A 24,309-nucleotide genomic window follows, 5' to 3' on the forward strand; every position below is an offset into this window, starting at 1 on the left:
GCTATGAATAGAGAAAAAACAAAATTAAAAACATACAATACAAAAAATAAAATAACTTACTTTCTTTACTTTTTGTCAGCAATTTGTGTTTTTGCCTTTGGTCTTTATTATAAAGAAGGTTTTGAGCTTGGTGGGGGAATATTTTTATTTTTAAGAGGGATATACTTGATAAAAACCAACAACAAGTCTGCGGGATCAATAATTAGAAACGAAAAAAAGGGCTTAAGTATAAAACTTATTTTGATTTTGGCTTTTTCTTTGATAAATCCCCTAGGAACTCTTCCTTTTTTATATGAGATTAAAAAAAGAGATTGGGTTATAAATGGAGGGCTGGATGAAGAAAAAAAGTAAATTAAGCTTTCTTGTTTTGGCGATAATTATTCTATTTTCATCTTGTGCCCAAAGAAGAATAAACTATCTTGAGCAAAGAAGAGATATTTTAATTTCAGAAAAAAATAAAAAAGAAAAAAAGACTGTAAAGATAAATCCAGACAAAATAGATGAATTTAAGTCCATTGAAGATTATATGACTTGGTACAATGAACTCGATGGACCTTGTGAATTGATTTTTGAAGATAAAAAAGAAAAGGAAAATTTAAGTCAAGAAGAAATGGTTGAAGATTTCAATTATCTTTTCAATGAAATTCGAGATAATTATCCTTTTTTTGGGGTTTTAAAAAGAAAATATGGTATCGATTTTCTTTCTAATTATTCAAAATACTTAAGTGAAGTAAAATTTTGCAAAAATGACGAGGAATTTACAAGAACTATGGAAAAAATCATTGGCGATTTGCACAATGACCATGCAACAATTGCACAAAAGCCCTATGTAGAAGAAACCTTAGATTATTATTCACATTTTTGGAAAGATCCCTCCATGTATTACGAATTTTTGACCATGAACAAGGAAAGTGTCAGAGATAGGTACGGTGTAAAGGGGCTTCAATCAAAAGATTTAAAAAAGAAGAAATCATTGAAAAAAGCAAGGGATACAGAAAATTCTGGTGAAAATTTAGAAGTGAAATTGCTCGATAATGAGCTAGGACTTGTAAAAATAAATGAAATGCTTGCAGAATATGAGCTGGACGATGATATGGAAAAATTGGACAAATTTTTAGAAGAAAATGAAAATCTAAAGGCTCTTGTAATCGATATAAGAGGAAATTCTGGAGGAAATATAGAATATTGGCAAGAATATTTGCTACCAAGACTTATAGAAAAAAAGGTTTTTGTAAATAATCACATGTTTTTTAAAGATGGAATGAGGACAAGGCTTTTACTAAAAAGTGAAGGAATTTCTTGTGAAAATATTTCAAATGTGGACTTAGGGAAAATGGAACTTGAGCACAAAGAAGATTTAAAAGATTTTTCATATTATAGCAAGGATAAAATAGAAATCGCCCCAATTAAAGATAATAAATTCGAGGGGAATTTATATTTGTTAGTTGATGAGGGAGTATATTCAGCAGCAGAAGGAATGGCAAATTTTTGTAAAAATTCAAAAATTGCAAAATTACTAGGGCAAAAAACTGGAGGAGATGGAGTAACCCTTGGACTAATAAACGATGTTTGCCCAAATTCAGGTCTTGTTTTCACCTACACAAACACCCTTGGTTATAGCCAAGACGGTTTGATAAATGAAGAAGAAAAAACAAGCCCTGATATATATACAGAAAGTTTCAATGAATCGGTAGATACAATTAAAAAATTAGAAAAAATTGGAGGATAAGATGTACGGATCAATAGAATTTGGTGGAACAAAAATAAAATGTGCAAGCTTCGATGAAAATGGAAAAGTAATAGACGATTGTTGGATAGATACAGGCAAACCTCAAGAAAATTTGGAAAAAATCGGGGAATTTTATAAGAAAAATCCAGTTAAATCTCTTGGAGTTGGAGCCTTTGGTCCGATAGATTTAAATGAAAATTCAAAAACTTACGGCTTTATCCAAAACACACCAAAAAAACTCTGGGTAAACTATGATTTATTAGGAAATTTGAAAAAACAAGTTTGTCAAAATATTAAAATTGTAACCGACGTTGGGCTTTCATTAATAGGAGAAGCAAACAAGGGAGCAGGAGAAAATTTAAATTCAAGCCTATATCTTACAATAGGAACAGGAATTGGAGGAGCCTACATCCAAAACGGAAAACTATTAAATGGATTTTCCCATCCAGAAATGGGCCACATAAATATAAAAAGATTCAAAGATGATGATTTCAAATCAATTTGTACTTATCACGAAGATTGCCTAGAAGGCCTTGCTTGTGGACCAAGCATTCACAAAAGACTAGGCAAAAATCCAAAAGAAGCCGACATAAATGAAAAAGCTTTTAGAATCTCAGCAAATTATATAGCCCAAGGAATTTACACTTACACCTTGGTATTAAGACCAGAAATTGTAATTATAGGTGGAGGCCTAATAAATAAAGAAGGCTTTATCGAAATGATAAGAGAAGAATTTGACAAAATAAAAGGAGCTTATCTAGAAATCACCCCAAGCGAAAAATATATAGTAAAACCAAAACTAAAAAACGATTCAGCCCTAGTGGGAGGATACTTGTTGGCAAAATCTTTGTAGGAAAGAACAAAAATTATATATTAAAATAAACGATCTATTTAATTTTTAATTTTAAAAATAAGATAGGTCGTTTTTAATTTATCTTTAAAAAATTAAAGAAGAACACTTTAGAAATAAATGTTTTAAGTTTTATAAAAAAAATCGTTTTACCTTGCTTTTTCGATTTGCTGAGGTATAATTCTTTACAAGAAGAAGATATTATTTTTATTATAAAGTTGAACTTTGTTTAATCCCGGACTTATTATTCCATACCGTATTGTTCTTCTTTATTTTCCCAGCCTAGGCTGGGTTTTTTATTTTGTTTTTTTAAATAGTATAATGGTATTAGAAATTGTTAGGAGGATTTTTTTTGTTTTTTTATTCATTTGGTTTAAATCATCACAAGGCAGATATAAATATTCGTGAGAAAGTTCATTTTAAGGATTCAAACATTATTGAAGCTAGCGAAATTTTGGAAAATCATGGTTTTGAAGAGGTTGTGATTTTGTCTACTTGTAATAGGTCTGAAATTTTTGCTGTAGCTGATGAGGATATTTTTTCTGATGATTTTTTTGTGGAATTTTTTGAAAAATTTTTCTCCCTCAGTAATTTGTCTCCTTTTATTTTTGTAAAAAAAGATTTGGATGCTATAAATCATCTTTTTAGTTTGACTTCCGGTTTGGATTCTTTGATTGTAGGTGAAGATCAGATTTTAGGGCAGGTAAGTGATGCCTATCAAACTAGTCTTTCTCTTGGTTTTTGTAAAAAAATTTTGTCAGAGGCTTTTAAAAGGGCTATAAATCTTTCGAAAAAAATAAAATCTGACTCAAACATCTCCCATATCCCCCTTTCTCTTCCTTATATTGCAGTAAAAAAGGCCCAAGAATTTTCTACTTTATCAAATAAAAACACCCTTGTTATTGGAATTGGAAATATTGGAAAACTTTGCATAGAAAATCTTTTAGAAACTGGTGCAAATATTTTTATTTCTAATTGGAAGATGGATAATTCTATAAAAATTCAAAAAGATTATGGCAATGTAAATATTATTCCATATGAAAAAATCGTAGAAAGTCTGAGTAAGATGGACTTTATTTTTTCTGCTACATCCTCTCCTCATTTGATTTTAAAAAAAGAACAATTTTTAAATATTAAAGATAAAAAATATATTTTTGACCTTGCTCTTCCAAGAGACTGCGATCCTGAAATTTCAAAAATTTCCAATATAAAGCTAATGGATATTGATTCAATAAAGGATATTTCAAAGAAAAATCTTGATAAAAGATATAAGATTTTATCTTCTTATAGGTATGAGATTGATGAAAAATCTAGGGAGTTTTTTACTTGGATGAAGGAAGTAAAAATTGACTATATTTTAAAAGATTTAAATGATAGGTGTGATGATTTAGCTGATAAGACCATGGATTATATTTTCAGAAAGACTGATATGAGCAAAAGCCAAAAAAAGAAAGTTGACAAGGCCGTAAGAAATGCAATAAAAAAAATTGCCAGAGACCCAGTTTTAAATTTTAAAGAAAATCATGGGAAAGATTTTGATAAGAGTTTAAAAATTTTAACGAAGGTTTACAAAAAATGAGATATTTTCCAATTTCTATAGATTCAAAAGATAAAATTTGTCTTTTTCTTGGCGGAGGAAGGATTTGTAAAAGAAAAATAGAGTCTCTTTTGAGGGGAGATTTTTCTTTTCTTATCTATGGCAAGGAAATTGACAAGGAAGTTATAAAACTTTATAAGGAAAATCCACAAAGAATAAAAATTGTGGAAAAAAATATTGACCAAAATTTTATTTTTCCACCATGTGATTTTTTATTTTTGGCAACAGGGGACAGGAATTTAAACAAAATTTTAAGGAAAAAAGCAAAAAGCCAAGGACTTAGAACTTTGGATTTATCGGATTCTTTGGGGAGCGATTTTTATTTGAGAAAAAATATTTCCAATGAATTTATCGATATTTCCATATCAAGTAACGGTCAGATTCCAATTTTTTCTTCTATCATAGGAGATGATTTAGAAAAATATTTGGAAAACCTTGATATGGAAAAAATAAAATTAATGGTTAAAATACGCGATAAACTAAGGGAAAATGGAATTTATAATAAGGAACTTTTACTTGAATTATACAAAGAAGATAAGGAAATTTTGAAAAAATATTTGGAGAAGATTTGATGATAAAAATTGGAAGCAGGGCAAGCAAACTTGCCTTAATTCAGGCTGAATTAGTAAAAGAAATTTTGCAAGAAGAAGGTCTTGATGTAAAAATTATAAAAATTTCCACAAAAGGTGACAGGATCAGGGATAGGAAAATTGATCAAATAAATTCGAAGGGAGTTTTTGTAAAAGAGATTGAACAGGCGCTTTTGGAGAAAAAAATTGATATAGCCGTTCATTCCCTAAAAGATATGCCATCAAATATTGACGAAAAACTAATTTTTGCGCCGGCTTTAAAGGCTGAAGACCCAAGAGATGTTTTTGTTGGAAAAGAAATTTTTAAAAAAATGGATGATTTGAATAATGCTCTTGTTGGAACTGGATCAAACAGGAGAATATGCCAGGGGAGAAATTATTTCTCAAATATAAAATTTAGACCAATAAGGGGAAATGTTGAAACAAGGATTGGGAAAATTGAAAAAGAAAATCTTGATGGGGTGATTCTTGCAAAAGCTGGACTTATAAGGGCAGGCCTTGATAAAAAAATTAATTTTGACCTAGACCCTCATATTTTTACTCCTTCTCCATGTCAGGGGATTTTGGGAATAGAAATAAGAAAAGAAGATGAGAATTTATTTGAAATTTTCAAGAAACATTCTCACAGAAACAGCCAGATAAGAATGGAGGCTGAAAGGGCCTTTCAAAAAGAACTTGGAGCTGATTGTTCAACTCCTATGGGGATTTTTACAGAAATTTCTAATGAAAAAATCACCCTTACAGGTGCCTTTGCCTTTAATAAAAATGACAAAATGATTTATGAAAGAGTGAGTGGAAAAATTTCTGATAGGATAAAACTTGGAAAAAATCTTGCAAAAAAATTAAAAAGAAAATCCTATAAAAAAATTATTTTGGCAGGGGCAGGAATAGGGGCCGCTGATAATATAACTATTGCCGTAAAAAAAGCTTTGGACCAAGCTGATGCCATAATTTATGATAGATTATTAAATCAAGAAATTTTAGAGCCTTATAGAAATAAAGACCTATATTATGTGGGAAAATCCATGGGCGACCATGTTTTAAGTCAAGATGAGATAAACAAATTGATGGTGGACTTGGCAAAGACGGGGAAAAAAGTTGTGAGATTAAAAGGTGGCGATCCCTATGTTTTTGGAAGAGGATCAGAAGAGGCTATTTTTATAAAAGAAAATGGTTTGGAATTTGAAACTCTTTCAGGCCTTACATCGGGAATAGTTTGCCTAAATACAGCAGGAATTCCACCGACTCACAGGGATATAGCAACATCAGTTTCCTTTATTACAGGTCATAGGTCAAAAAACAAAAATGAAGATTTCAAAAAATATGCAAAACTTCCGGGAAGCCTAGTTTTTTATATGGGACTTAAAAATCTTCCAAATATAATAAAAGATTTAATAGACGGAGGGATGAAAAAAGATAAAAAAATCGCCATTATTTCAAATGGTTCAAGCCCAAAACAAAAAGTTTATACTTCAACTGTAGAAAAAGTTTTGGAAGAAATAGACCTAGAAAAAATAAAAAGGCCAGCAATAATCGTGATTTCCGATACAATCGGACTTAGGAAATATTTAAATTATTTTGAAAATAAAAATTTTTCAAGAAAAATTGCCCTCACTCGTGATTATGAATCGGGTATAAATGATAAGAAAAAACTTGAATCTATGGGCTTTGATGTGAAAATTATTCCTACAATAAAAATTGTTGAGAAAAATTTGGATATTTTGGAACAAAAATTCAAAGATTTTTCCTATGATTATTTGGTTTTTACATCCAAAAATGCTGTAAAAATATTTTTTGAGAAATTAATTGAAAATCACGATATAAGAGATATTGGAAAAGTGAAGATTGCAGCAATAGGCGAGAGGACAAAAAAAGAAATAGAAAAATATAATTTGAAAGTCGACATAGTGCCAAGAAATTTTGTTGGCGAAAATCTTCTTGATGAAATGGGTAAATTCGTAAAAAAAGATGATAAAATATTTTTCCCTCACTCAAATTTGTCTAGGAAAAAAATCATAGATGGCCTTGATAAAATGGGAAATCTGGATGAAATTGAAATTTATGACAATATAAAAGAAGAAAAATTAGACCAAGATTTAGATTTTGATGAAATTATTTTTACCTCATCATCTTGCGTTAATAATTTTGTAGAAATTTATGGAAAAGAAGCACTTTTAAATAAAAAAATTTATTCTATTGGACAAATAACTACAAGAACTATAAAAAATCATGGCCTAGAAGTTTATAAAGAATCAAAAAAGCAAAGCATGGATTCATTGATTGAAAAGATTGGAGAAAATTATGAGGATGAGAAGAATTAGAGAAAATAAAATTTTAAGAGAAATGACGAAAGAAACAAGTCTTGAAATTTCTGATTTTATTTATCCACTTTTTGTGGTTGAAGGTGAAAATATAAAAAAAGAAATTCCTTCAATGCCAGATTGCTATCATTTTTCAATAGATAAATTAGAAGATGAGATAAATGAAATTGTAGACCTTGGAATAAGAGCGGTGATTTTATTTGGAATTCCAAGTAAAAAAGACGACCACGGGTCAGAAGCTTATGCAGAAGATGGAATTATTCAAAAAGCTGTAAGAAAAATAAAAATAATAAATAAAGATTTGCTTGTAATAACTGATGTTTGTATGTGTGAATACACAGACCACGGTCATTGTGGAATTTTGGATGAAAATGGCCACGTTTTAAATGACGAAACTGTTTCATATATTGCAAAAATTGCCCTATCTCACGCAAAGTCAGGCGCAGATATTATCGCCCCATCAGATATGATGGATTTTAGGATTAAGGCAATTAGAAAAATTCTCGATGAAAATAATTTTAAAAATATTCCTATAATGGCATATTCAGCAAAATATGCATCAAATTTTTACGGACCATTTAGGGATGCAGCAGATTCTGCTCCATCATTTGGCGATAGAAAATCATATCAAATGGATTATCACAATTCAAACGAGGCCATGAGAGAAATTGCCCTCGACCTTGAAGAAGATGCAGATTTTATAATTGTAAAGCCAGCCCTATCATTTTTGGATATAATTCAAAGAACAAAGGATAATTTCAACACAAATATTGTTGCCTACAATGTCAGCGGAGAATATTCTATGGTAAAAAATGCCATAAAAATGGGACTTGTAAAGGAAGAAATAATTTATGAAATTTTAATTTCAATAAAAAGAGCCGGAGCAAAAATGATAATTACCTACCACGCAAAAGAAATGGCAAAAAAATTGAGGGGAGAGAAATAATGAATCTTTTTGACCAAGCAAAAAAATATATACCAGGCGGAGTAAATTCTCCAGTAAGGGCCTTTGGAGCTGTCGGCGGCAATCCACTTTTTGCAAAATATGGAAAAGGATCAACAATAGTTGACGAAAATAATGAAGCCTATATAGATTTTATTTCATCATGGGGGCCAATGATTTTGGGCCACGGAAAAAAAGAATTGATAGAAAAAGCAAAAAAATATTTAGAAGAAGGACTTACTTTTGGACTTCCTACAAAAGTAGAAATAGAAATGGCAAAATTTTTGGCAGAAGCTTTCAATACCGATATGATAAGAATGGTAAATTCTGGAACGGAAGCAACCATGTCAGCCATAAGATGTGCAAGAGGATTTACTAAAAAAGATAAAATAATAAAATTTGAAGGATGCTATCATGGCCACTCTGATGGACTTTTGGTAAAATCTGGATCGGGAGCCTTGACCTTTAACGTAGCCACATCAGCAGGAGTTCCAAAAGAAGTAATAAAAGATACCCTAGTTTGCAAATATAACGATATAGAATCTGTCAAAAAAACAATTGAAGAAAACAAAGATCAAATTGCAGCAGTAATCTTAGAACCAATAGCAGGAAATATGGGAGTAGTTCCGATAGATTTGGAATTTGTAAAAGAGCTTAGAAAAATTACACAAGAAAATAAAATAATTTTAATATTTGACGAAGTGATCACAGCTTTTAGATTAAAATTCGGATCAATTTCTACAGAATTTGGAGTAAAACCAGATATGTTTTGCTTTGGAAAAATTGTAGGAGGGGGAATGCCAGTAGGAGGCTTTGGAGGAAAACGAGAAATAATGGAAGTTTTATCGCCAATAGGTCCAGTCTACCAAGCAGGAACCCTATCAGGATCCCCATTTATAATGAAAATGGGCTTAGATGTTCTAACAATATTAAAAGAAAATCCAGATATTTATAAAAGACTAGAAAAATACGCAAAAATGCTAGAAGAAGGATTCAAAGATAATTTAAAACAAACGGGAGTAGACGGATTTGTAACAAGGTATAAATCAATGATGTCAATATTTTTTGGAGAGTTTGACCAAATAAAATCCTACGACGACGTTCAAAAAGCAGACCTTGAAACCTATTCAAAATATTTTAACTACATGAAAGATAAAAAAATTCTCCTACCACCAGCCCAATTTGAAGCCATGTTCATGTCAGACGCTTTAGATGAGGATATAATAAATTACACAATAGAGCAAAACAAAAAAGCCCTAGAATATATTAAAAAAACAAAATAAAAAGAAAACCCATCTTGAGCGAAGTCGAGAGATCTCATGATTAAGTTTATCAAGAAATAAAATTTATCCTTTGGAAAAATAAAAAAAGAGATCTCTCGACTCATTGCATTCGCTCGAGATGGGTTAATTTTTTATTTACTTAAATTCTTCGGATTATTTTAGAAATCAAGCTAAGATAATATTTAGATTTATATAAATAAAATATTGTATAAAGAAAAAATGAAAGATAAACAATTCTTAATAAAAAACTTTAACAATTAAAAATGAGGATAAGTACCCATCTAGAGCTAAGTCGAGAGATCTATTATTAAATTCAAATATAAAAAAAATCTATCCTTCAGAAATAAACTAAATAAAACCAACACTCATCTCGACCTGATAAATATGCCTTGATTTGGCATATTTATCCCTAAAACTAGTGCAGATTTATAACCGTTGATTTCGGTTATAAATCCTGAAAACTAGTGCGAGAGCACGGAGGAATTTACGTAGTAAATGAGTTTTCATAAGCACGGAAGAATTTGCAAAGCAAATGAGTTTTAGTGTGGAGAGATTTCATTTATTAAGTTTATCAAGAAATAAAATTTATCCCTTAGAAAAATATAAAAAGAGATCTCTTATGCACTTCACTACCTTACCTTTAGTCGAGATGGGCTATAGATATATCTTTATTAATTGATCAAAAAAATTTTCTACCTAACATTTTTAAGCATCTTATACATAGGATCAAATTCATCATAATAAATTTTCTCCTTATCAAATGCCTCCATAACTTTTTTTGTCAAAAATTTCTTGTCGATAATTACTTCAAAAGTATTTTCCCTAAACCACTCATCAGTCATAGAAAAATAACCATCTTTACCGTCGTCATCTCCCCAAGAATTTTCGATTTTCCAAAATCTAACATTCTTATCAATCTTATCAAAACCTGTAAGATTCATGGCGTGACAGGCTGTAGAAAATCTAGAATTTATTCTTTCTTCCTTGGTCATTTTTGGAAAATCTATAAAAGTTTGGTCGAAATTAAATAAATTTTCATCCAAAACTCCACTTTCCCTGTCCTCATTTATATCAACATCACAGGCAAACCACATGGTTTCATTATTTTTAATAGATTTTTGAGCGAATTTACTCATAGTATCCATATCCACATTAATCCCCACAAGATCTGGAAGATCAACCGCATTTTTTGCGACCTTATCGACCAAAATCCTGTTATAAGGATGTCTTGGATCATTTAATAATTTTACTTTTCCATCAAAAAAGTTCCCAACATACTTATCAAAAAAAGATTTTGGAGTCATATTTTTCTCAATATGGTATTTGTCGTCCTTGTCATAATATTTAAAATCAAAATTTTTCACAGGCTTTCCTATGGATTTAACAAAGATATTATAGGCATAAGAAAGACCTTTTTCCCTCAAAATTTCAATTTCATTTTCATCATCAGTCGCCCTTATTTCCATGGCGATTTTTTTTAAGGCATTTTCCAAAACATAAAACATAAATTGAGATACCTCAGTATGAAAAACTTCACCCATATTAGTTTTTGGAACAATACCATATTTTTTTATCAAATAATAGAAAAATTCAAAATATCCCCCGTCCTCAGGAGTAGAATAAAAAACATCCTCAACTTTTCTATCCTTAATATCCAAATTTTTTGTATCAATAACCCTTTGCAAAAACAAATTTGCCTTTTCCATATTGTCATAAAAATACAAAAAAGACTCAGAAAGCTCAAATTTTTCCATATTAAGTTTCTTGGCAATATGCATCCTAACCATATTAAGCCCTGCAAATATCCAACACCTGCCAGTCTTTTTTTGATTAGTCACATCCTTGGTTTCAACTTGATTTGAAAAAATAAAATCATGTTTATTGATAATATTTTTATTAAGCGAAGCCTCCCTAATCCCCATATTTGAAATAGCATTTTCAATAACCTTGTTTTTAGGTTCAAGCTCATAGGTTTTTTCTAATTTATCAAAAATTTTGTCATCTAATATCATAAGTCACCTCTTTGTTCTAAGATATTATACATTATTTATTTTAAATGTGTTAATTAAATTTTTTTGATATAAAAAATATTGAAATTTAGTGTGTTTTGTTATAAACTTATTATTAGCTATTATTTTATATTTATAAATCTAAAAATATTTTTACAAAAGGAGTAATAAATGGATGAGAGAGAAATTGATTTAGTTGAATTAGCTAAAAAGTTAAAAAAACATATTTTTTCAGTCTTGTGTATAGCTATTATATTTGCAACTTTATCTTATGCTGCTTCAATTTTTATTATCAAACCTAAATATGAAGCAGTAACTACTATGATTATAAATAATACAGATGGTGAGATAGATAAGCAATATGAAAATGTTAATATTGATCAAATTAATGCAAACAGGGCTTTGGTTTCTACTTATTCTGAGATAGTAAAGAGTAAGGGGATTGCTGATAAGGTAATTAATAAATTAAAACTTGACATGGATTTTGGAGATTTTTCTCAAAAGGTTTCAATTGAACCTGTAAAGGATACTCAAATTATTTCTGTTAAGGTTGTTGATACTGTTCCTGAAAGATGTATGGATATAGCAAATGCTACCTCTATGGTTTTTAAGGATTCAATAACAAAGATAATGAGTGTTGATAATGTTAAAATTCTTGACAAGGCAAATTTACCAGAAGAACCTAGCTATCCTGACATTAAGAAAAATATAAGTCTTGGATTTATGTTTGGACTTTTGTTGGGTTTTGTTATTAGCTTAATTAAAGAATTGAGTGATACAACTTTCAAGACCACTGATGATATTGCTGAGGCTTTTGATATTCCTGTTCTTGGAATAGTTCCTGATAAGAGTAAAGGAGAGTAAGATGGCAGAAAAACACGGTTATTATAAAACTACTTCTATTTTCAATGAGGCAATTCGTTCTGTCAGAACTAATATTCAATTTTCTGATATTGATAACAATAAAAGGGTCATTGCTATGACTTCTTCTAAACCTAATGAGGGCAAGACTACTGTCTTGTATTCTATAGCTAAATCTTTTGCTGAAAATGGAAATTCTGTTGTACTTTTGGATTTTGATTTGAGAATGCCAAAGGTTGGCAAGGTTGCTGGTATTGAAACTAATATGGGTATTACTAATGTTATTACTGGTAAGGTTGAACTTAATAGGGCTTTGATTAAAGATCAAAATGAGGATAATCTTTTTGTTTTGCTTTCAGGTCCAGTTCCTCCAAATCCTGCTGAAATTTTAGCTTCAAATCATGTAAAGGAATTAATAAAGGAACTTTCTCAAAGATTTGATTATGTATTTTTGGATACTCCTCCAGTAGGCCTATTTACTGATGCTTCTATCGTTTCAACTTATTGTGACGGGGTTATTTTTGCAATAAAGGCAAATGATACTAAGAAGGAAGAAGTAAGCCATGCTCTTGAAAATTTGAAAAAAGTTAATGGTAAAGTTTTGGGTGCTGTCCTTACTTTTGCTGACTTGAATGAATCTACTTACAAGGGTTATTATTAATGATTGACATTCACAATCATATAATTTATGGGGTGGATGATGGATCTAGGTCTTTGGATGAATCTTTAAAAATGGTTGAGCTTTTTATGGCGAATGGTTTTAATGAAATTATTGCTACAAGCCACTATGATCCATCAAGGTATATGGTAAAAAAGGAAGATATTTTGGAAAAATCTTCTATTTTAAATGATGAGATTAAAAAAAGGTCATGTGATTTTAAAATTTATCCAGGTCATGAGATTCAAGTTGACCTAAAAATTTTGAATAAAATTCGTGATGGCGAGCTTTTGACTTTGAATAATTCTAGATATGTTTTGTGCGAGCTTTCTTTTGTAAATAAGCCTTTATTTTTGAGGGATTTGTTTTATAATCTATCTCTTGAAGGTTACATTCCTATTATTGCTCATGCTGAAAGATATCCTTATGTTGAAGCTCATACTTCATTTTTAGATGAATTTATCAAAATGGGAGCTCTTGTTCAAATTAATTATTCTTCAATGAATTCTCATAGAAAAACTACAAAAAGACTATTAGAAAAAAATATGGTTCATTTTATTGGAACTGATTCTCACCAATCTGAGTGGAGAAGTCCAAATATTGAAAGTGAGAAAAGAGAAATTATTGACTTAATTGGACAAGATAAATTTGACGAATTGACTTTAACAAATCCTAAAAAAGTTATAAATGATGAATTTATATCAAGTCATTACGAAGATATTGTAAGAGATGAGGATAAGAAAAAGAAAAGTAAGAAGAAAAGCTTATTTAATTTTTGGAGAAAAAAATGAAGATAAAATATATTGTTTGCTCTTTTGCTCTTATTCTTGCCCTAAGCTCATGTGAAAAAAAGCAAGAAAAATACGAACAAAGAGATGTGAAGATTGATACTGTTTTTGATGATTCAAATTCTAATGTAGAAAATATTGCTCAAAACAACAATCCTGAAATAAATGCAAGTGAAGGGAATGTAGACTTAAATAATAATCAGAACGAGGAAACTTATAGGGTTACAACAAGTGTAAATTTAAGACAAACACCTACAGTTGACGAAGACAATTATATAGATGCAATTCCAGCAAATACCGAAGTTATTTTTATTGAAGAAGTAGAAAATAATGAAGGTGAAATTTGGTCTAAAATTATTTATAAAGGCAAGACTGGTTTTGTTGCAAGTAATTTCTTGGAAAAAATCGTTGAAAATTAGGCTTAAATTAATTTTTAAAAGAGCTTTTGTGAAATTTTGATTTTATGAATCATTATTTTACAAAAGCTTTTTTGTTTGAAGTAAATAAATTGAAAAAAATTTCATGTAAAAAATATTCAAAATTTAAATTTTTAAAATTTCGAAAACCACATAAAAAAACCAAAAAAAAGCTTATAAATATAAGGATTGATTTTCACAAAAAATTGACAAATGTTGCGAATTAGTATATTCTAATGTAAGAATAAATAAGACAAGTATAAGGGAGATTATGTTTAAAAATGTTTAAAAGCTTGATATCAAAAATCACTATTTTTTTAGCAGCCATTGTCTACATAGTGTTTTTTTATTTTTTGAATAAATACAATATTTTACCAATAAGGTACAGGTTTATATTATTAGGATTGATTTTGTTGATTCTTTTGATTTTTACTTTATTGATTTTCAAAAGGAAAAAAACAGGCAAGCCAGTCAAAGCCTTTTTTATAATTATACTTTTCTTGATAAGTATATTTGAAGGTTTATTTATGTCCTATGCCAACACATCAATTCAAACTGTGGAAAAAATTAACCAAAAAAAGGATGTTGATAAAACTAAGATGTCCTTTGTTGTTTTGAAAGATTCACCACTTGAAAGTGTGGCTGATTTGGAAGAAACTCAAGTTGGTATTGCAAAAAAAATGGATGGCGAAAATATAAAAGAAAGCTTGAAAAAATACAAGGAAAAAACCGATGAGGATTTAAACGCTGAAGATCTTGGTGATTATTTGACTTTGGGTCAAAGTTTAATAAATGGTAATGTTCAAGCGATTTTATTGAATGAAAATTTTAGGCAATTGCTCGATGATACAATCGGTGGCTTTAGTGATCAAACTAGGGTTTTAAAATCATTTTCTGTTAAGGGAAATGACAAATTAAATCAAAACAAAGAAGTAGAAAAAGACCAAAGTTTCAATGTTTATATTTCAGGAATAGATACATACGGCGATCTTTCAACCGTATCAAGATCAGATGTAAACCTAATCGTGAGTGTAAACCCTAAAAAAGGAAAAATTTTGATAACAACAATTCCAAGAGATACCTATGTAAATATAGCAGGCCTTGGAGATTACGCAAATGATAAACTAACCCATGCAGGTTTATTTGGAGTTGATACTTCAATAAAAACATTAGAAAATTTCCTTGATATTAATATAGACTATTATGCAAAAGTAAACTTCTCAACCCTAACCCAACTTATTGACTTATTAAATGGAGTTGACGTAGAAAATCCAGTTGCTTTTGAAACAAATGATGGGAAATATTTCCCACAAGGAACAGTCCACATGGACGGAGAAATGGCACTAAGCTTTTCAAGAGAAAGATATCACTTGGCAGAAGGTGATTTTGATAGAGGAAAAAATCAAGTAAGAGTAATGATAGGAATAATTAAAAAATTATTGTCAACAGAAACCCTTTTGAATTTCAATTCAATAGCAGAAGTTGCACTTGATTCGGTAAATACAAATATGCCATATGATAAAATGATAGAAATGGTAAACGGACAAATTGATAAGCCAAAAGAATGGAAAATCAAAAGCCAAGCCCTACGAGGCCAAGGCGAACCAGGTTTGCCATCATACCTAATGCCAGGAAGTGAATTATACATGATGAGAGCAGATGAAGAATCAATTGATCAAATTCATGATGGGATTTTGAAAAATAATAAAAATAAAATAGAAAATTAATACTATATAAGGTGAATATATATTTGATTTTTCAAATAATAAATCAAAATTTATAGCTTACCCTATGTATATTTTTAGATTTATTAATGATAAAATATAGAAGTGGCATTTTATCCATTTAAATTCATCTTGTGTAATTATATCTTGATATAATGCCGATAACAAATAAAGAATTAATAAAAAGGAATAAAAATGGAAACTAAAAAAATATTAAACAAAAAAACATATATACTTTTAGTTTTTGATATTATAATCATAAACTTGGCATATTTTTTAGCCTTGTATTTGAGATTTGATGGAAGTTTTATCCAAATACCAAAAATATATCTACAAGCATTTAAAAATTATGCCCTAATAAATACGATAATTACTTTGGCAATATATTCAGCATTTAAGCTTTACAGGATAATATTAGAATATGCATCTTATAACGAATTAATAAAAATAACACAAGCAGTAGTTCTCTCCTTATTAATTCATATATTTGGCATATCAGTATTATTTCAAAGGATGCCAATATCATATTTTGTCTATGGATTTTTGATTCAATATACCCTTACAGTGGGATTAAGATTTGCTAACAAAATGATTCTACAAAGTAAATACAACATAATAGATAGAAATCCAGAATTTAAAAAGGCAATAATAATTGGAGCAGGATCAGCTGGACAAACAATAAAAGAAGATATAAACAAATCAAATAGAAAAGAGAATATAGGGATAAAAGTAGTAGCCTTTATAGACGATAATCCAGAAAAAAAAGGTCAATATATAGATGGTACAAAAATATATGGTGACAGAAATTTAATAAAAGAACTTGTAAAAAAAGAAGATATAGACCTAATCTTGGTAGCCCTACCATCAGCCCAAGAAAATCAAAAAAGAGAAATCCTACAAATATGCAATGAAACAAATTGTGAAGTAAAAGTCCTACCAGGAATTTACCAATTAGTATCAGGAAGCATATCAATGTCAGGGATGAAAGATGTCCAAATAGAAGATTTACTAGGACGAGATCCAGTAAAAATATTTTCAAACGAAACTTTTGATTACCTAAACGACAAGGTAGTTCTTGTAACAGGAGGAGGCGGATCAATAGGGTCAGAACTATGTAGGCAAATTGCCCAATACGGACCAAAACTTTTGATAATATTTGATATATACGAAAATAATGCCTATGAAATAGAACAAGAGCTAAAAAGAAATAATAAAGATTTAAAATTTATCACCTTGATTGGTTCAGTAAGAGACTATGCAAGAGTAAAAAAAGTATTCGAAACCTACAAACCAGAAATAATATTTCACGCAGCAGCCCACAAACACGTACCATTAATGGAGGTAAGTCCAGTAGAAGCAATAAAAAATAACGTAAGAGGGACCTACATAGTAGCCCTACTTTCATTAATATATGATGCAAAAAGATTTGTTTTAATCTCAACCGATAAAGCAGTAAACCCAACATCAGTAATGGGAGCAACAAAAAGAGTTTGCGAGAAAATAATCCAAGGAATAAACGATATAAGACAAAACAAAGAATACGAAAAACTAGCAAAAGTAACAATCAACGATGGTGACAGAATAATCACCATAAATCCAAAAGATTATTTACAAGGAAAAACACCACAAACAGAATTTGTTGCAGTAAGATTTGGAAACGTCCTAGGTTCAAACGGATCAGTAATACCACTATTCAAAGAACAAATAGCATCGGGTGGGCCAGTAACAGTAACCCACCCAGAAATAATCCGCTACTTTATGACCATAAAAGAAGCAGTAAAATTAGTATTACAAGCAGGCTCAATGGCAAAAGGCGGAGAAATCTTTGTACTAGATATGGGAGAGCCAGTAAAAATAGACTATTTGGCAAGACAATTAATAAAACTATCAGGCTATAAACCAGATATAGATATGCCAATAATATACACAGGCCTAAGACCAGGAGAAAAACTATACGAAGAAAGACTAATGGACGAAGAACTTTTATCAGATACAAAAGTAGAAGGAATATCCGTAGGAAGACCATTAGAATTTTCAAGAGAAGAATTTTTCCAAAAATTAGATAAAGTAATAAACCAAGAAAATATAGACGAATTAGATATAGTTGTTACGATAAATACTTTGATAAGTACATTTATAGGAAAGGGTAATAAATAATGACAAAAAAAATGAATATACCATTCTCACCACCAGATATAAGCGAAGAAGAAATAAATGAAGTAATAGATGCTTTAAAATCAGGTTGGATAACAACAGGACCAAAAACAAAAAAATTAGAAAAAGAATTATTAAAATTTACAGGAACTAATATAGGAGTCTGCCTAAATTCTCAAACAGCGGCAGCGGAATTGACCCTTAGAGCTTTAGGAGTTGGAGAAGGTGATGAAGTTATCACAAGTGCCTACACCTATACAGCAACAGCTTCAGTAGTAGATCACGTTGGAGCAAAATTAGTTTTAGTAGATACCCAAGAAGAAAACTTGGAAATGGACTATGAAAAATTAAAAGATGCCATAAACGAAAAAACCAAGGTAATAATACCAGTAGATTTGGGCGGAGTGCCTTGCGATTACGATAAAATATTTGAAATTGTAGAAGATAAGAAAAATTTATTCAAAGCAGATAACGATATTCAAAAAGCTTACAATAGAGTAATAGTAATGGCAGATACAGCTCACGCTTTAGGAGCAGAATACAAAGGGGAAAAAGTAGGTTCAATAGCAGATTTTTCAAACTTCTCCTTCCATGCAGTAAAAAATTTCACAACAGCAGAAGGTGGATATGCAACATGGAAAGACAAAGAAGGAATAGACAACGAGAAACTCTACAAAAAATATCAATTATTATCCCTTCATGGTCAATCAAAAGATGCCCTAAACAAAACAAAACTAGGATCATGGGAATATGATGTAGTAGGACCTTGGTACAAATGCAATATGACAGATGTATTAGCAGGAATAGGACTTGCCCAAATAAAAAGATATCCAAGACTTTTAAAAAGAAGAAAAGAAATAATAGAAAAATACGACAAAGCCTTTAGACCATTAGGAATAAAAAGCCTAAACCACTTTGACCAAAACCACAAATCATCAGGACATCTTTATATAACACAAGTTCCAGGAATAGATACAGAACAAAGAAATAAAATAATAGAAGAAATGGCAGAAAAAGGAATAGCATGTAACGTCCATTATAAACCACTTCCATTATTAACAGCCTACAAAAATCTAGGATTTGATATAAAAGATTATCCAAACGCCTATAACCACTACAAAAACGAAATAACCTTACCTCTTCATACAAAATTAACAGATGAAGAAGTTGATTATATAATTGAAAGTTTTTGTGAGATTGTGAAAAAGTATAAATAAAGTAAAGAAGGTTTTATGAAAAAATTAATGATTTTAGGAGCGAGTGTCCTACAAATACCTGCTATTGTTGAAGCTAAAAAGATGGGAATATATGTTATAGCAGTTGACATGAATCCTAATGCAGAAGGTTTTTCATATGCAGATAAAAAAATAGTAGTAAGTACGACAGATACAAAAAAAGTCTTAGAAGCTGCAAAAGAAAATAAGATTGATGGGATAATAACCATAGCAAGTGATAGGCCAATGATAACTGTAGCAAAAGTTGCAGAAGAATTAAATTTAATAGCAATTGATGAAAAAACTGCAATGAATGCTACAAATAAATCAAAAATGAGAGATGCACTGAAAAAATCATCTGTACCAATACCAATGTATTTTTCAGTTGATGATTATGACCAATATAGAAAAGCTATAGAAAAAATTAAAAATAAAAACTACAAAGCTATAGTAAAACCTGCAGATAATTCGGGAAGCAGGGGAATAAGGCTTATAGAAAATTATGATGAAAAAGAATTAGAAAAGATATATAAGTATTGCAAAGAAAATTCGAATTCAGGTCTTCTAGTCGTAGAAGAATTTATGCAAGGTCCGGAAGTTAGTGTAGAGACAATTTCATACAAAGGAATTTGTCATGTAATACAAGTTACCGATAAAATCACTACTGGCCCACCATATTTTGTAGAAATGGGTCACAATCAACCATCATCATTAGACGAAGAGACAATAGAGAAAATAAAAAAAGTGGCAATAGATGCAAACAAAGCTATAGGAATTAAAAATGGTCCATCTCATACAGAAATAAAAGTAACTATTGATGGGCCAAAAGTTGTTGAATTAGGAGCAAGACTAGGAGGAGATAATATAACAACTCACCTAGTACCATATTCAACAGGAGTAAATATGGTAGAAGCCTGTATAAATATTGCGCTTGGACAAGAAATAGACGTTAGAAAAAAATTTGAAAAAGCATCAGCAACAAGATATAAAAAATGTGATATAGGTAAAATAATAAAAATAACTGGTGTTGACCAAGCAAAAAAAATCCAAGGAGTAAAAGATGTAAAAGTAGTCCATGGAGTTGGAGAAGAGTCAAGACAAATAAAAAGCTCAAACGATAGAGTTGCCTATGTTATATCACAAGCAGAGAATACTTCAAAAGCTACACTATCTAGTGAAAAAGCTTTGGAAAAAATAAAAATAGAAGTAGAAAAGTAAGGAAGATAATGATATACAGAAAGATTATAAAAAGAATACTAGACTTAATACTAGCAATAATTGCCTTGCCGTTTGTACTAATAATTTGTCTAATATTTGGAATTTTGATATACATCGAAGATAAAGGTGATATTTTTTATATAGCAAAAAGAAGGGGCTTAAACGGCTCCATTTTTGGAATGTATAAACTTCGTTCAATGAAAATGAATGCACCAGACATTAGAAACAAAGACAATTCTACTTTTAATAGTGCAAATGATCCAAGAGTTACAAAAATCGGAAAAATTTTGAGAAAAACTTCAATAGATGAGTTGCCACAAGTATTTAATATTTTAAAAGGTGATATGAGCTGGATTGGGCCTAGGCCAAATAATCCTAGTAAAGTATATGAAGATATGTCAGCTAATGAAAAGAAGAGATTGAGCATAAGACCGGGAGTAACAGGATATAGTCAAGCCTATTATAGAAATTCTATAAGTCAGTCTGAAAAACTAGAAAAAGACGTTTATTATGCTGAAAATTTAAATTTCATTTTTGATTTCAAAATAGTAATACAAACTGTTAAGTCTGTTTTACTTCAAAAAAATATAAATACTAATTAAATTATAAGGAAGTAATACCAATGAAAAATTTAGATGGAAAAAAAATTCTATTTTTAGGAGCTTCAACTTATTTCTATGAAGCTGCAAAATATGCAAAAGATCAAGGGGCTTATATAATAGCTATAGATAGAAGGTCAAAAGAAGAGTGCATAGTAAAACAAATTGCAGATGAAGAATATCTAATGGATACTACCGATATAGAATCTATAAAAAATTTGATTATAAAAGAAAAAATAGATGGTATTTATCCAGGAGCGAGTGAAGTTAATATTCCTATATCTATAGAATTAGCAGAAAATACAGGCATTCCAAAATACTGTGAGAAGAATCAATGGAAAATGGCAACTAACAAAGCTATTTTTAAAGATGTATGTAGGAAATATGATTTACCAGTTAGTCCTGTTTTTGATATTGCTGAACCAATAGATAAAAATCAAATTTCAAAATTAACATTTCCTTTAGTAACAAAGCCAGTTGATAATAATGGTTCTACTGGAATTACAATTTGTGAAAAACCAGATGATTTTATAAATGCCTATAATAAAGCTAAGAGTGCTTCAAAAACAGGAAATGTTTTAGTTGAAAAGAAAATGAATTTTGAACATAGTTTGATAGCACATTACACAGCACAAGATGGAGAAGTTATTTTTTGTGGATTAACAGATAAAGAATCTAAGAAAATAAATAAAGATAGTGCACCAGTGATGTCAATACAGTTTATGCCATCAAAATTAACAGAAGACTTCAAAGCTAATATAAATGATAAGATAATAAATATGCTTGAGGGAATTGGTATTAAGTATGGTCCAATATGGATAGAAGTATTTTATGATGAAAATAATTTTTATTTAAATGAAATAGGATACAGATATGGCGGATCTTTAACATACTATCCAGTAGATTATTTATTTGGTATAAACCAAATGCACTTATTAATTAATTATTTGGCAACATCTAATCCTCTATATAAAAATTTTAAAGATATAAAAGAAATAAAAGAGAGAAAAAATCATAAATATTGTATTTTACCAATACAACTAAAGCATGGAATTATTAAATCTATAGAAGGATTGGAAGAGTTAATAAATAAAGAATTTGTTTATGCATTTATCCAATCTCATATAGTAAATGATGTAATAGAGAAAACGGGTACAACGCATCAAGTTTTTGGTTATATTCACTTGGTTGCTGACAGTAAAGAACAAATGGAAGAATATATAAAATATGTAAATGATTCATTAAAAGTATTAGATGAGAATGGCGAAAATATGCTAGATATTTTATATTGTAGATAATGAGCGTAGAGGTTTAAAGTGACAAAAGTTAAAGTTATTTCAGAAAAACAAGTTATAAAAATAATGCAAAATCACTGGACAGATGGAATTAATCAGATAAAAAAATCCTTTATACATAGAGGAAAAAATAGAGTGATTTTGCCTGAAAAATCTTCTCAGATATTTGATTCTATATCACAAAATAGGATTAATTGTATGCCTTCTACTCTATTAGATGAAAATGTATGTGGTATCAAATGGGTTTCTGTATTTCCGACAAATGCTAGTAAAAACATTGAAAACGTGAATGGTATTACACTTTTATCTGAAATAGAGACAGGACAACCAATTGCTATAGTTAATAGTACTTGGCTTACCAAATTCAGAACGGCAGGAGTAGCAGCTTTGGCATCAGAATATTTGGCAAAAAAAGATAGTAAGACTATTGGTTTTATAGGTGCTGGAGAAGAAGCAAAAATGCATTTAGAAGTATTTAAACATATGCATCCAAGTATAAAAGAATGTAGAGTTTCATCAAGGACTCATAAATCATGCGTGAAATTTGTAGAAGCTCTTTCAAAAAAATATGAAGATATAAATTTTACTATATGTGATAATAACTTTGAAAAAGCTATTAGAGGATCAGATATTGTTGTAACTGCAATATCAGGTCAAGAAGCTGTTTTAAAAGCAGACTGGCTAGATAACGCTAATTTTTATGTTCATGTAGGTGGATTTGAAGATGAGTATGATGTTGCATTAAAGTCAGATAAAATAGTTTGTGATGAGTGGAATGCAGTTAAACACAGAGGAAGTCAAACTATAAGTAAAATGTATAAAGACGGCTTGCTTAAAGATGAAAATATATACGCTGAATTATCTGAAATTATTTTAGGTAAAAAAGAAGGAAGAAATAATAAAGATGGTCTAGTATATTTTAATTCTGTAGGTATGGCTTACGAAGATGTAATGCTAGCTAAATTTGTTTATGACAAATCAGAAAGTTTAGGAGAAATTTTAGAAGTCTAAATTGGAGATATATTTTGGATAATAATGAAAAAATAAGACTAACAGGTTACAATAACGAAAAAGGTATAAAAGCCTATATTAAAAATCATATAAGCAAATATTCTTTATTAAAAGATATGTTTATTGGAGAAACAACTAAACTAGAAAGTGTAAAAATATTTTTGGATTTTTGTATAACAGTAATAGTGTTAGGCGCAGGAATTAATGATTATTTTCAATATAATTTTTATAAAAAAGATTATTCAGAAAGAGAAAAATTTATAGTTGGTAGAAAATGGAAAAAAATATTAAATAAATGTAATGGTTCTACAAAAATTGATTTATTTGATGACAAATTAAAATTTAATAATAAATTCAATGATTTTCTAAAAAGAGATTGGCTTGATATTGATAATAGTAAGTACGAAGATTTTGTTGATTTTATTTCAAACCATGAAATTTTCTTCCTAAAACAAAATGTTGGAAGTGGCGGTAATGGAATTAGTAAACATAAATCTAAAGAAATTAAGAATCTAGAAGAATTTTATAAAAAAATAAAAGGAAAATCTTTTATGTTAGAAGAATCTATAGTTCAACATGAAAGTCTAGCAGAATTTAATCCATCATCAGTTAATACAATAAGAGTTGTAACTATAAGAGATAAAGATAAAGTTCATGTTATGGATGCAATACTTAGAATGGGAAATGGTGAAAAATCTACGGATAATTTTCATCAACATGGATTAGCTATGAAAATGGATGTAAAAACAGGAGAAGTTATAAGCAAGGCTATTGATAAAAGTAATAATAAGTATGTTGAGCATCCTATAAGCCATAAAAAATTATTGGGATATAAAGTTCCATATTGGGACAAAGTACTTGATGCAGTAACAAGAGCTAGCAAAATTTCTAATAAGGTTAGATATGTAGGATGGGATATAGCAATTTTAGAAAGTGGAGAAGTTTCAATTATAGAAGGTAATTGTTCAGCTGACCCAGATATAACTCAAATGCCTAAGCAAATTGGAAGATGGGAAGATTATAAAAAAGTTATTGATAATTTGTAGGAG

Annotated in this window: 21 protein-coding genes; 20 read left to right on the plus strand and 1 reads right to left on the minus strand. The window is 29.6% G+C overall.

The features are described from left to right. Positions 1-3: 3 nt before the first annotated feature. From L6653_RS06385 to hemL, 8 genes are all read left to right on the plus strand, one after another. Positions 4-351 carry a hypothetical protein gene (locus L6653_RS06385; protein ID WP_236786029.1) on the plus strand — a complete coding sequence of 116 codons (348 nt, stop codon included), beginning with the start codon at positions 4-6 and terminating at the stop codon, positions 349-351. Then, positions 335-1,729 carry a S41 family peptidase gene (locus L6653_RS06390; protein ID WP_236786030.1) on the plus strand — a complete coding sequence of 465 codons (1,395 nt, stop codon included), beginning with the start codon at positions 335-337 and terminating at the stop codon, positions 1,727-1,729. The genes L6653_RS06385 and L6653_RS06390 overlap by 17 nt, the downstream gene beginning before the upstream one ends. A 1-nt stretch (position 1,730) precedes the next feature. Beyond that, positions 1,731-2,582, plus strand: coding sequence for an ROK family protein (locus L6653_RS06395; RefSeq protein ID WP_236786031.1), 852 nt, complete (start codon positions 1,731-1,733; stop codon positions 2,580-2,582). 349 nt (positions 2,583-2,931) lie between these two features. After that, positions 2,932-4,158 carry a glutamyl-tRNA reductase gene (gene hemA / locus L6653_RS06400; RefSeq protein WP_236786032.1) on the plus strand — a complete coding sequence of 409 codons (1,227 nt, stop codon included), beginning with the start codon at positions 2,932-2,934 and terminating at the stop codon, positions 4,156-4,158. Beyond that, complete coding sequence (locus tag L6653_RS06405) at positions 4,155-4,748, plus strand: precorrin-2 dehydrogenase/sirohydrochlorin ferrochelatase family protein (RefSeq protein ID WP_236786033.1); 594 nt, start codon at positions 4,155-4,157, stop codon at positions 4,746-4,748. Before hemA ends, L6653_RS06405 begins: the two co-directional genes overlap by 4 nt. Then, positions 4,748-7,087 (plus strand): hydroxymethylbilane synthase, encoded by a 2,340-nt coding sequence (hemC, locus tag L6653_RS06410; protein WP_236786034.1) that lies wholly within the window; start codon positions 4,748-4,750, stop codon positions 7,085-7,087. Before L6653_RS06405 ends, hemC begins: the two co-directional genes overlap by 1 nt. Beyond that, on the plus strand, positions 7,074-8,033 hold the full coding sequence (hemB, locus tag L6653_RS06415; RefSeq protein ID WP_256444848.1) for a porphobilinogen synthase: 960 nt from the start codon (positions 7,074-7,076) through the stop codon (positions 8,031-8,033). The genes hemC and hemB overlap by 14 nt, the downstream gene beginning before the upstream one ends. Further along, positions 8,033-9,313: a glutamate-1-semialdehyde 2,1-aminomutase gene (gene hemL / locus L6653_RS06420; protein WP_236786036.1), complete on the plus strand. Its 1,281-nt coding sequence runs from the start codon at positions 8,033-8,035 to the stop codon at positions 9,311-9,313. Before hemB ends, hemL begins: the two co-directional genes overlap by 1 nt. A 692-nt stretch (positions 9,314-10,005) precedes the next feature. Here the strand turns inward: hemL and L6653_RS06425 are convergent. Next, positions 10,006-11,325 carry a C1 family peptidase gene (locus L6653_RS06425; RefSeq protein WP_236786037.1) on the minus strand — a complete coding sequence of 440 codons (1,320 nt, stop codon included), beginning with the start codon at positions 11,323-11,325 and terminating at the stop codon, positions 10,006-10,008. Positions 11,326-11,493: 168 nt separating this feature from the next. Between L6653_RS06425 and L6653_RS06430 the strand changes: the two genes are divergently transcribed. The 12 genes from L6653_RS06430 to L6653_RS06485 all read left to right on the plus strand — a co-directional run bounded on the left by L6653_RS06430 (position 11,494) and on the right by L6653_RS06485 (position 24,306). Then, a complete protein-coding gene (locus tag L6653_RS06430; protein WP_236786038.1) occupies positions 11,494-12,186 on the plus strand; it encodes a YveK family protein in 693 nt (230 codons plus the stop codon). A 1-nt stretch (position 12,187) separates the two neighbouring features. After that, positions 12,188-12,844 (plus strand): CpsD/CapB family tyrosine-protein kinase, encoded by a 657-nt coding sequence (locus L6653_RS06435; RefSeq protein ID WP_236786039.1) that lies wholly within the window; start codon positions 12,188-12,190, stop codon positions 12,842-12,844. Further along, positions 12,844-13,632 carry a tyrosine-protein phosphatase gene (locus L6653_RS06440; RefSeq protein ID WP_236786040.1) on the plus strand — a complete coding sequence of 263 codons (789 nt, stop codon included), beginning with the start codon at positions 12,844-12,846 and terminating at the stop codon, positions 13,630-13,632. The genes L6653_RS06435 and L6653_RS06440 overlap by 1 nt, the downstream gene beginning before the upstream one ends. Next, the gene (locus L6653_RS06445; RefSeq protein ID WP_236786041.1) at positions 13,629-14,048 is read left to right on the plus strand and encodes an SH3 domain-containing protein; all 420 of its coding nucleotides are present in this window, start codon (positions 13,629-13,631) and stop codon (positions 14,046-14,048) included. Before L6653_RS06440 ends, L6653_RS06445 begins: the two co-directional genes overlap by 4 nt. Before the next feature lie 278 nt (positions 14,049-14,326). Then, entirely contained in the window at positions 14,327-15,772 is a 1,446-nt protein-coding gene (locus L6653_RS06450) for an LCP family protein (protein WP_256444849.1), read from the plus strand. 192 nt (positions 15,773-15,964) lie between these two features. Then, positions 15,965-17,926 (plus strand): polysaccharide biosynthesis protein, encoded by a 1,962-nt coding sequence (locus tag L6653_RS06455; RefSeq protein WP_236786043.1) that lies wholly within the window; start codon positions 15,965-15,967, stop codon positions 17,924-17,926. Positions 17,927-17,937: 11 nt separating this feature from the next. Next, a complete protein-coding gene (locus L6653_RS06460) occupies positions 17,938-19,140 on the plus strand; it encodes a DegT/DnrJ/EryC1/StrS family aminotransferase (protein ID WP_236786290.1) in 1,203 nt (400 codons plus the stop codon). A 15-nt stretch (positions 19,141-19,155) separates the two neighbouring features. Then, positions 19,156-20,355 carry an ATP-grasp domain-containing protein gene (locus tag L6653_RS06465; protein ID WP_236786044.1) on the plus strand — a complete coding sequence of 400 codons (1,200 nt, stop codon included), beginning with the start codon at positions 19,156-19,158 and terminating at the stop codon, positions 20,353-20,355. Positions 20,356-20,363: 8 nt separating this feature from the next. Then, positions 20,364-20,957 (plus strand): sugar transferase, encoded by a 594-nt coding sequence (locus L6653_RS06470; RefSeq protein WP_236786045.1) that lies wholly within the window; start codon positions 20,364-20,366, stop codon positions 20,955-20,957. 20 nt (positions 20,958-20,977) lie between these two features. Next, on the plus strand, positions 20,978-22,252 hold the full coding sequence (locus tag L6653_RS06475; RefSeq protein WP_236786046.1) for an ATP-grasp domain-containing protein: 1,275 nt from the start codon (positions 20,978-20,980) through the stop codon (positions 22,250-22,252). Between the two features lie 18 nt (positions 22,253-22,270). After that, positions 22,271-23,260 carry an ornithine cyclodeaminase family protein gene (locus tag L6653_RS06480; RefSeq protein WP_236786047.1) on the plus strand — a complete coding sequence of 330 codons (990 nt, stop codon included), beginning with the start codon at positions 22,271-22,273 and terminating at the stop codon, positions 23,258-23,260. A 14-nt stretch (positions 23,261-23,274) separates the two neighbouring features. Next, complete coding sequence (locus L6653_RS06485; RefSeq protein ID WP_236786048.1) at positions 23,275-24,306, plus strand: sugar-transfer associated ATP-grasp domain-containing protein; 1,032 nt, start codon at positions 23,275-23,277, stop codon at positions 24,304-24,306. Positions 24,307-24,309: the final 3 nt, after the last annotated feature.

Source organism: Anaerococcus ihuae, from assembly GCF_928368155.1.
GTDB classification, from domain to species: Bacteria; Bacillota; Clostridia; order Tissierellales; family Peptoniphilaceae; genus Anaerococcus; species Anaerococcus ihuae.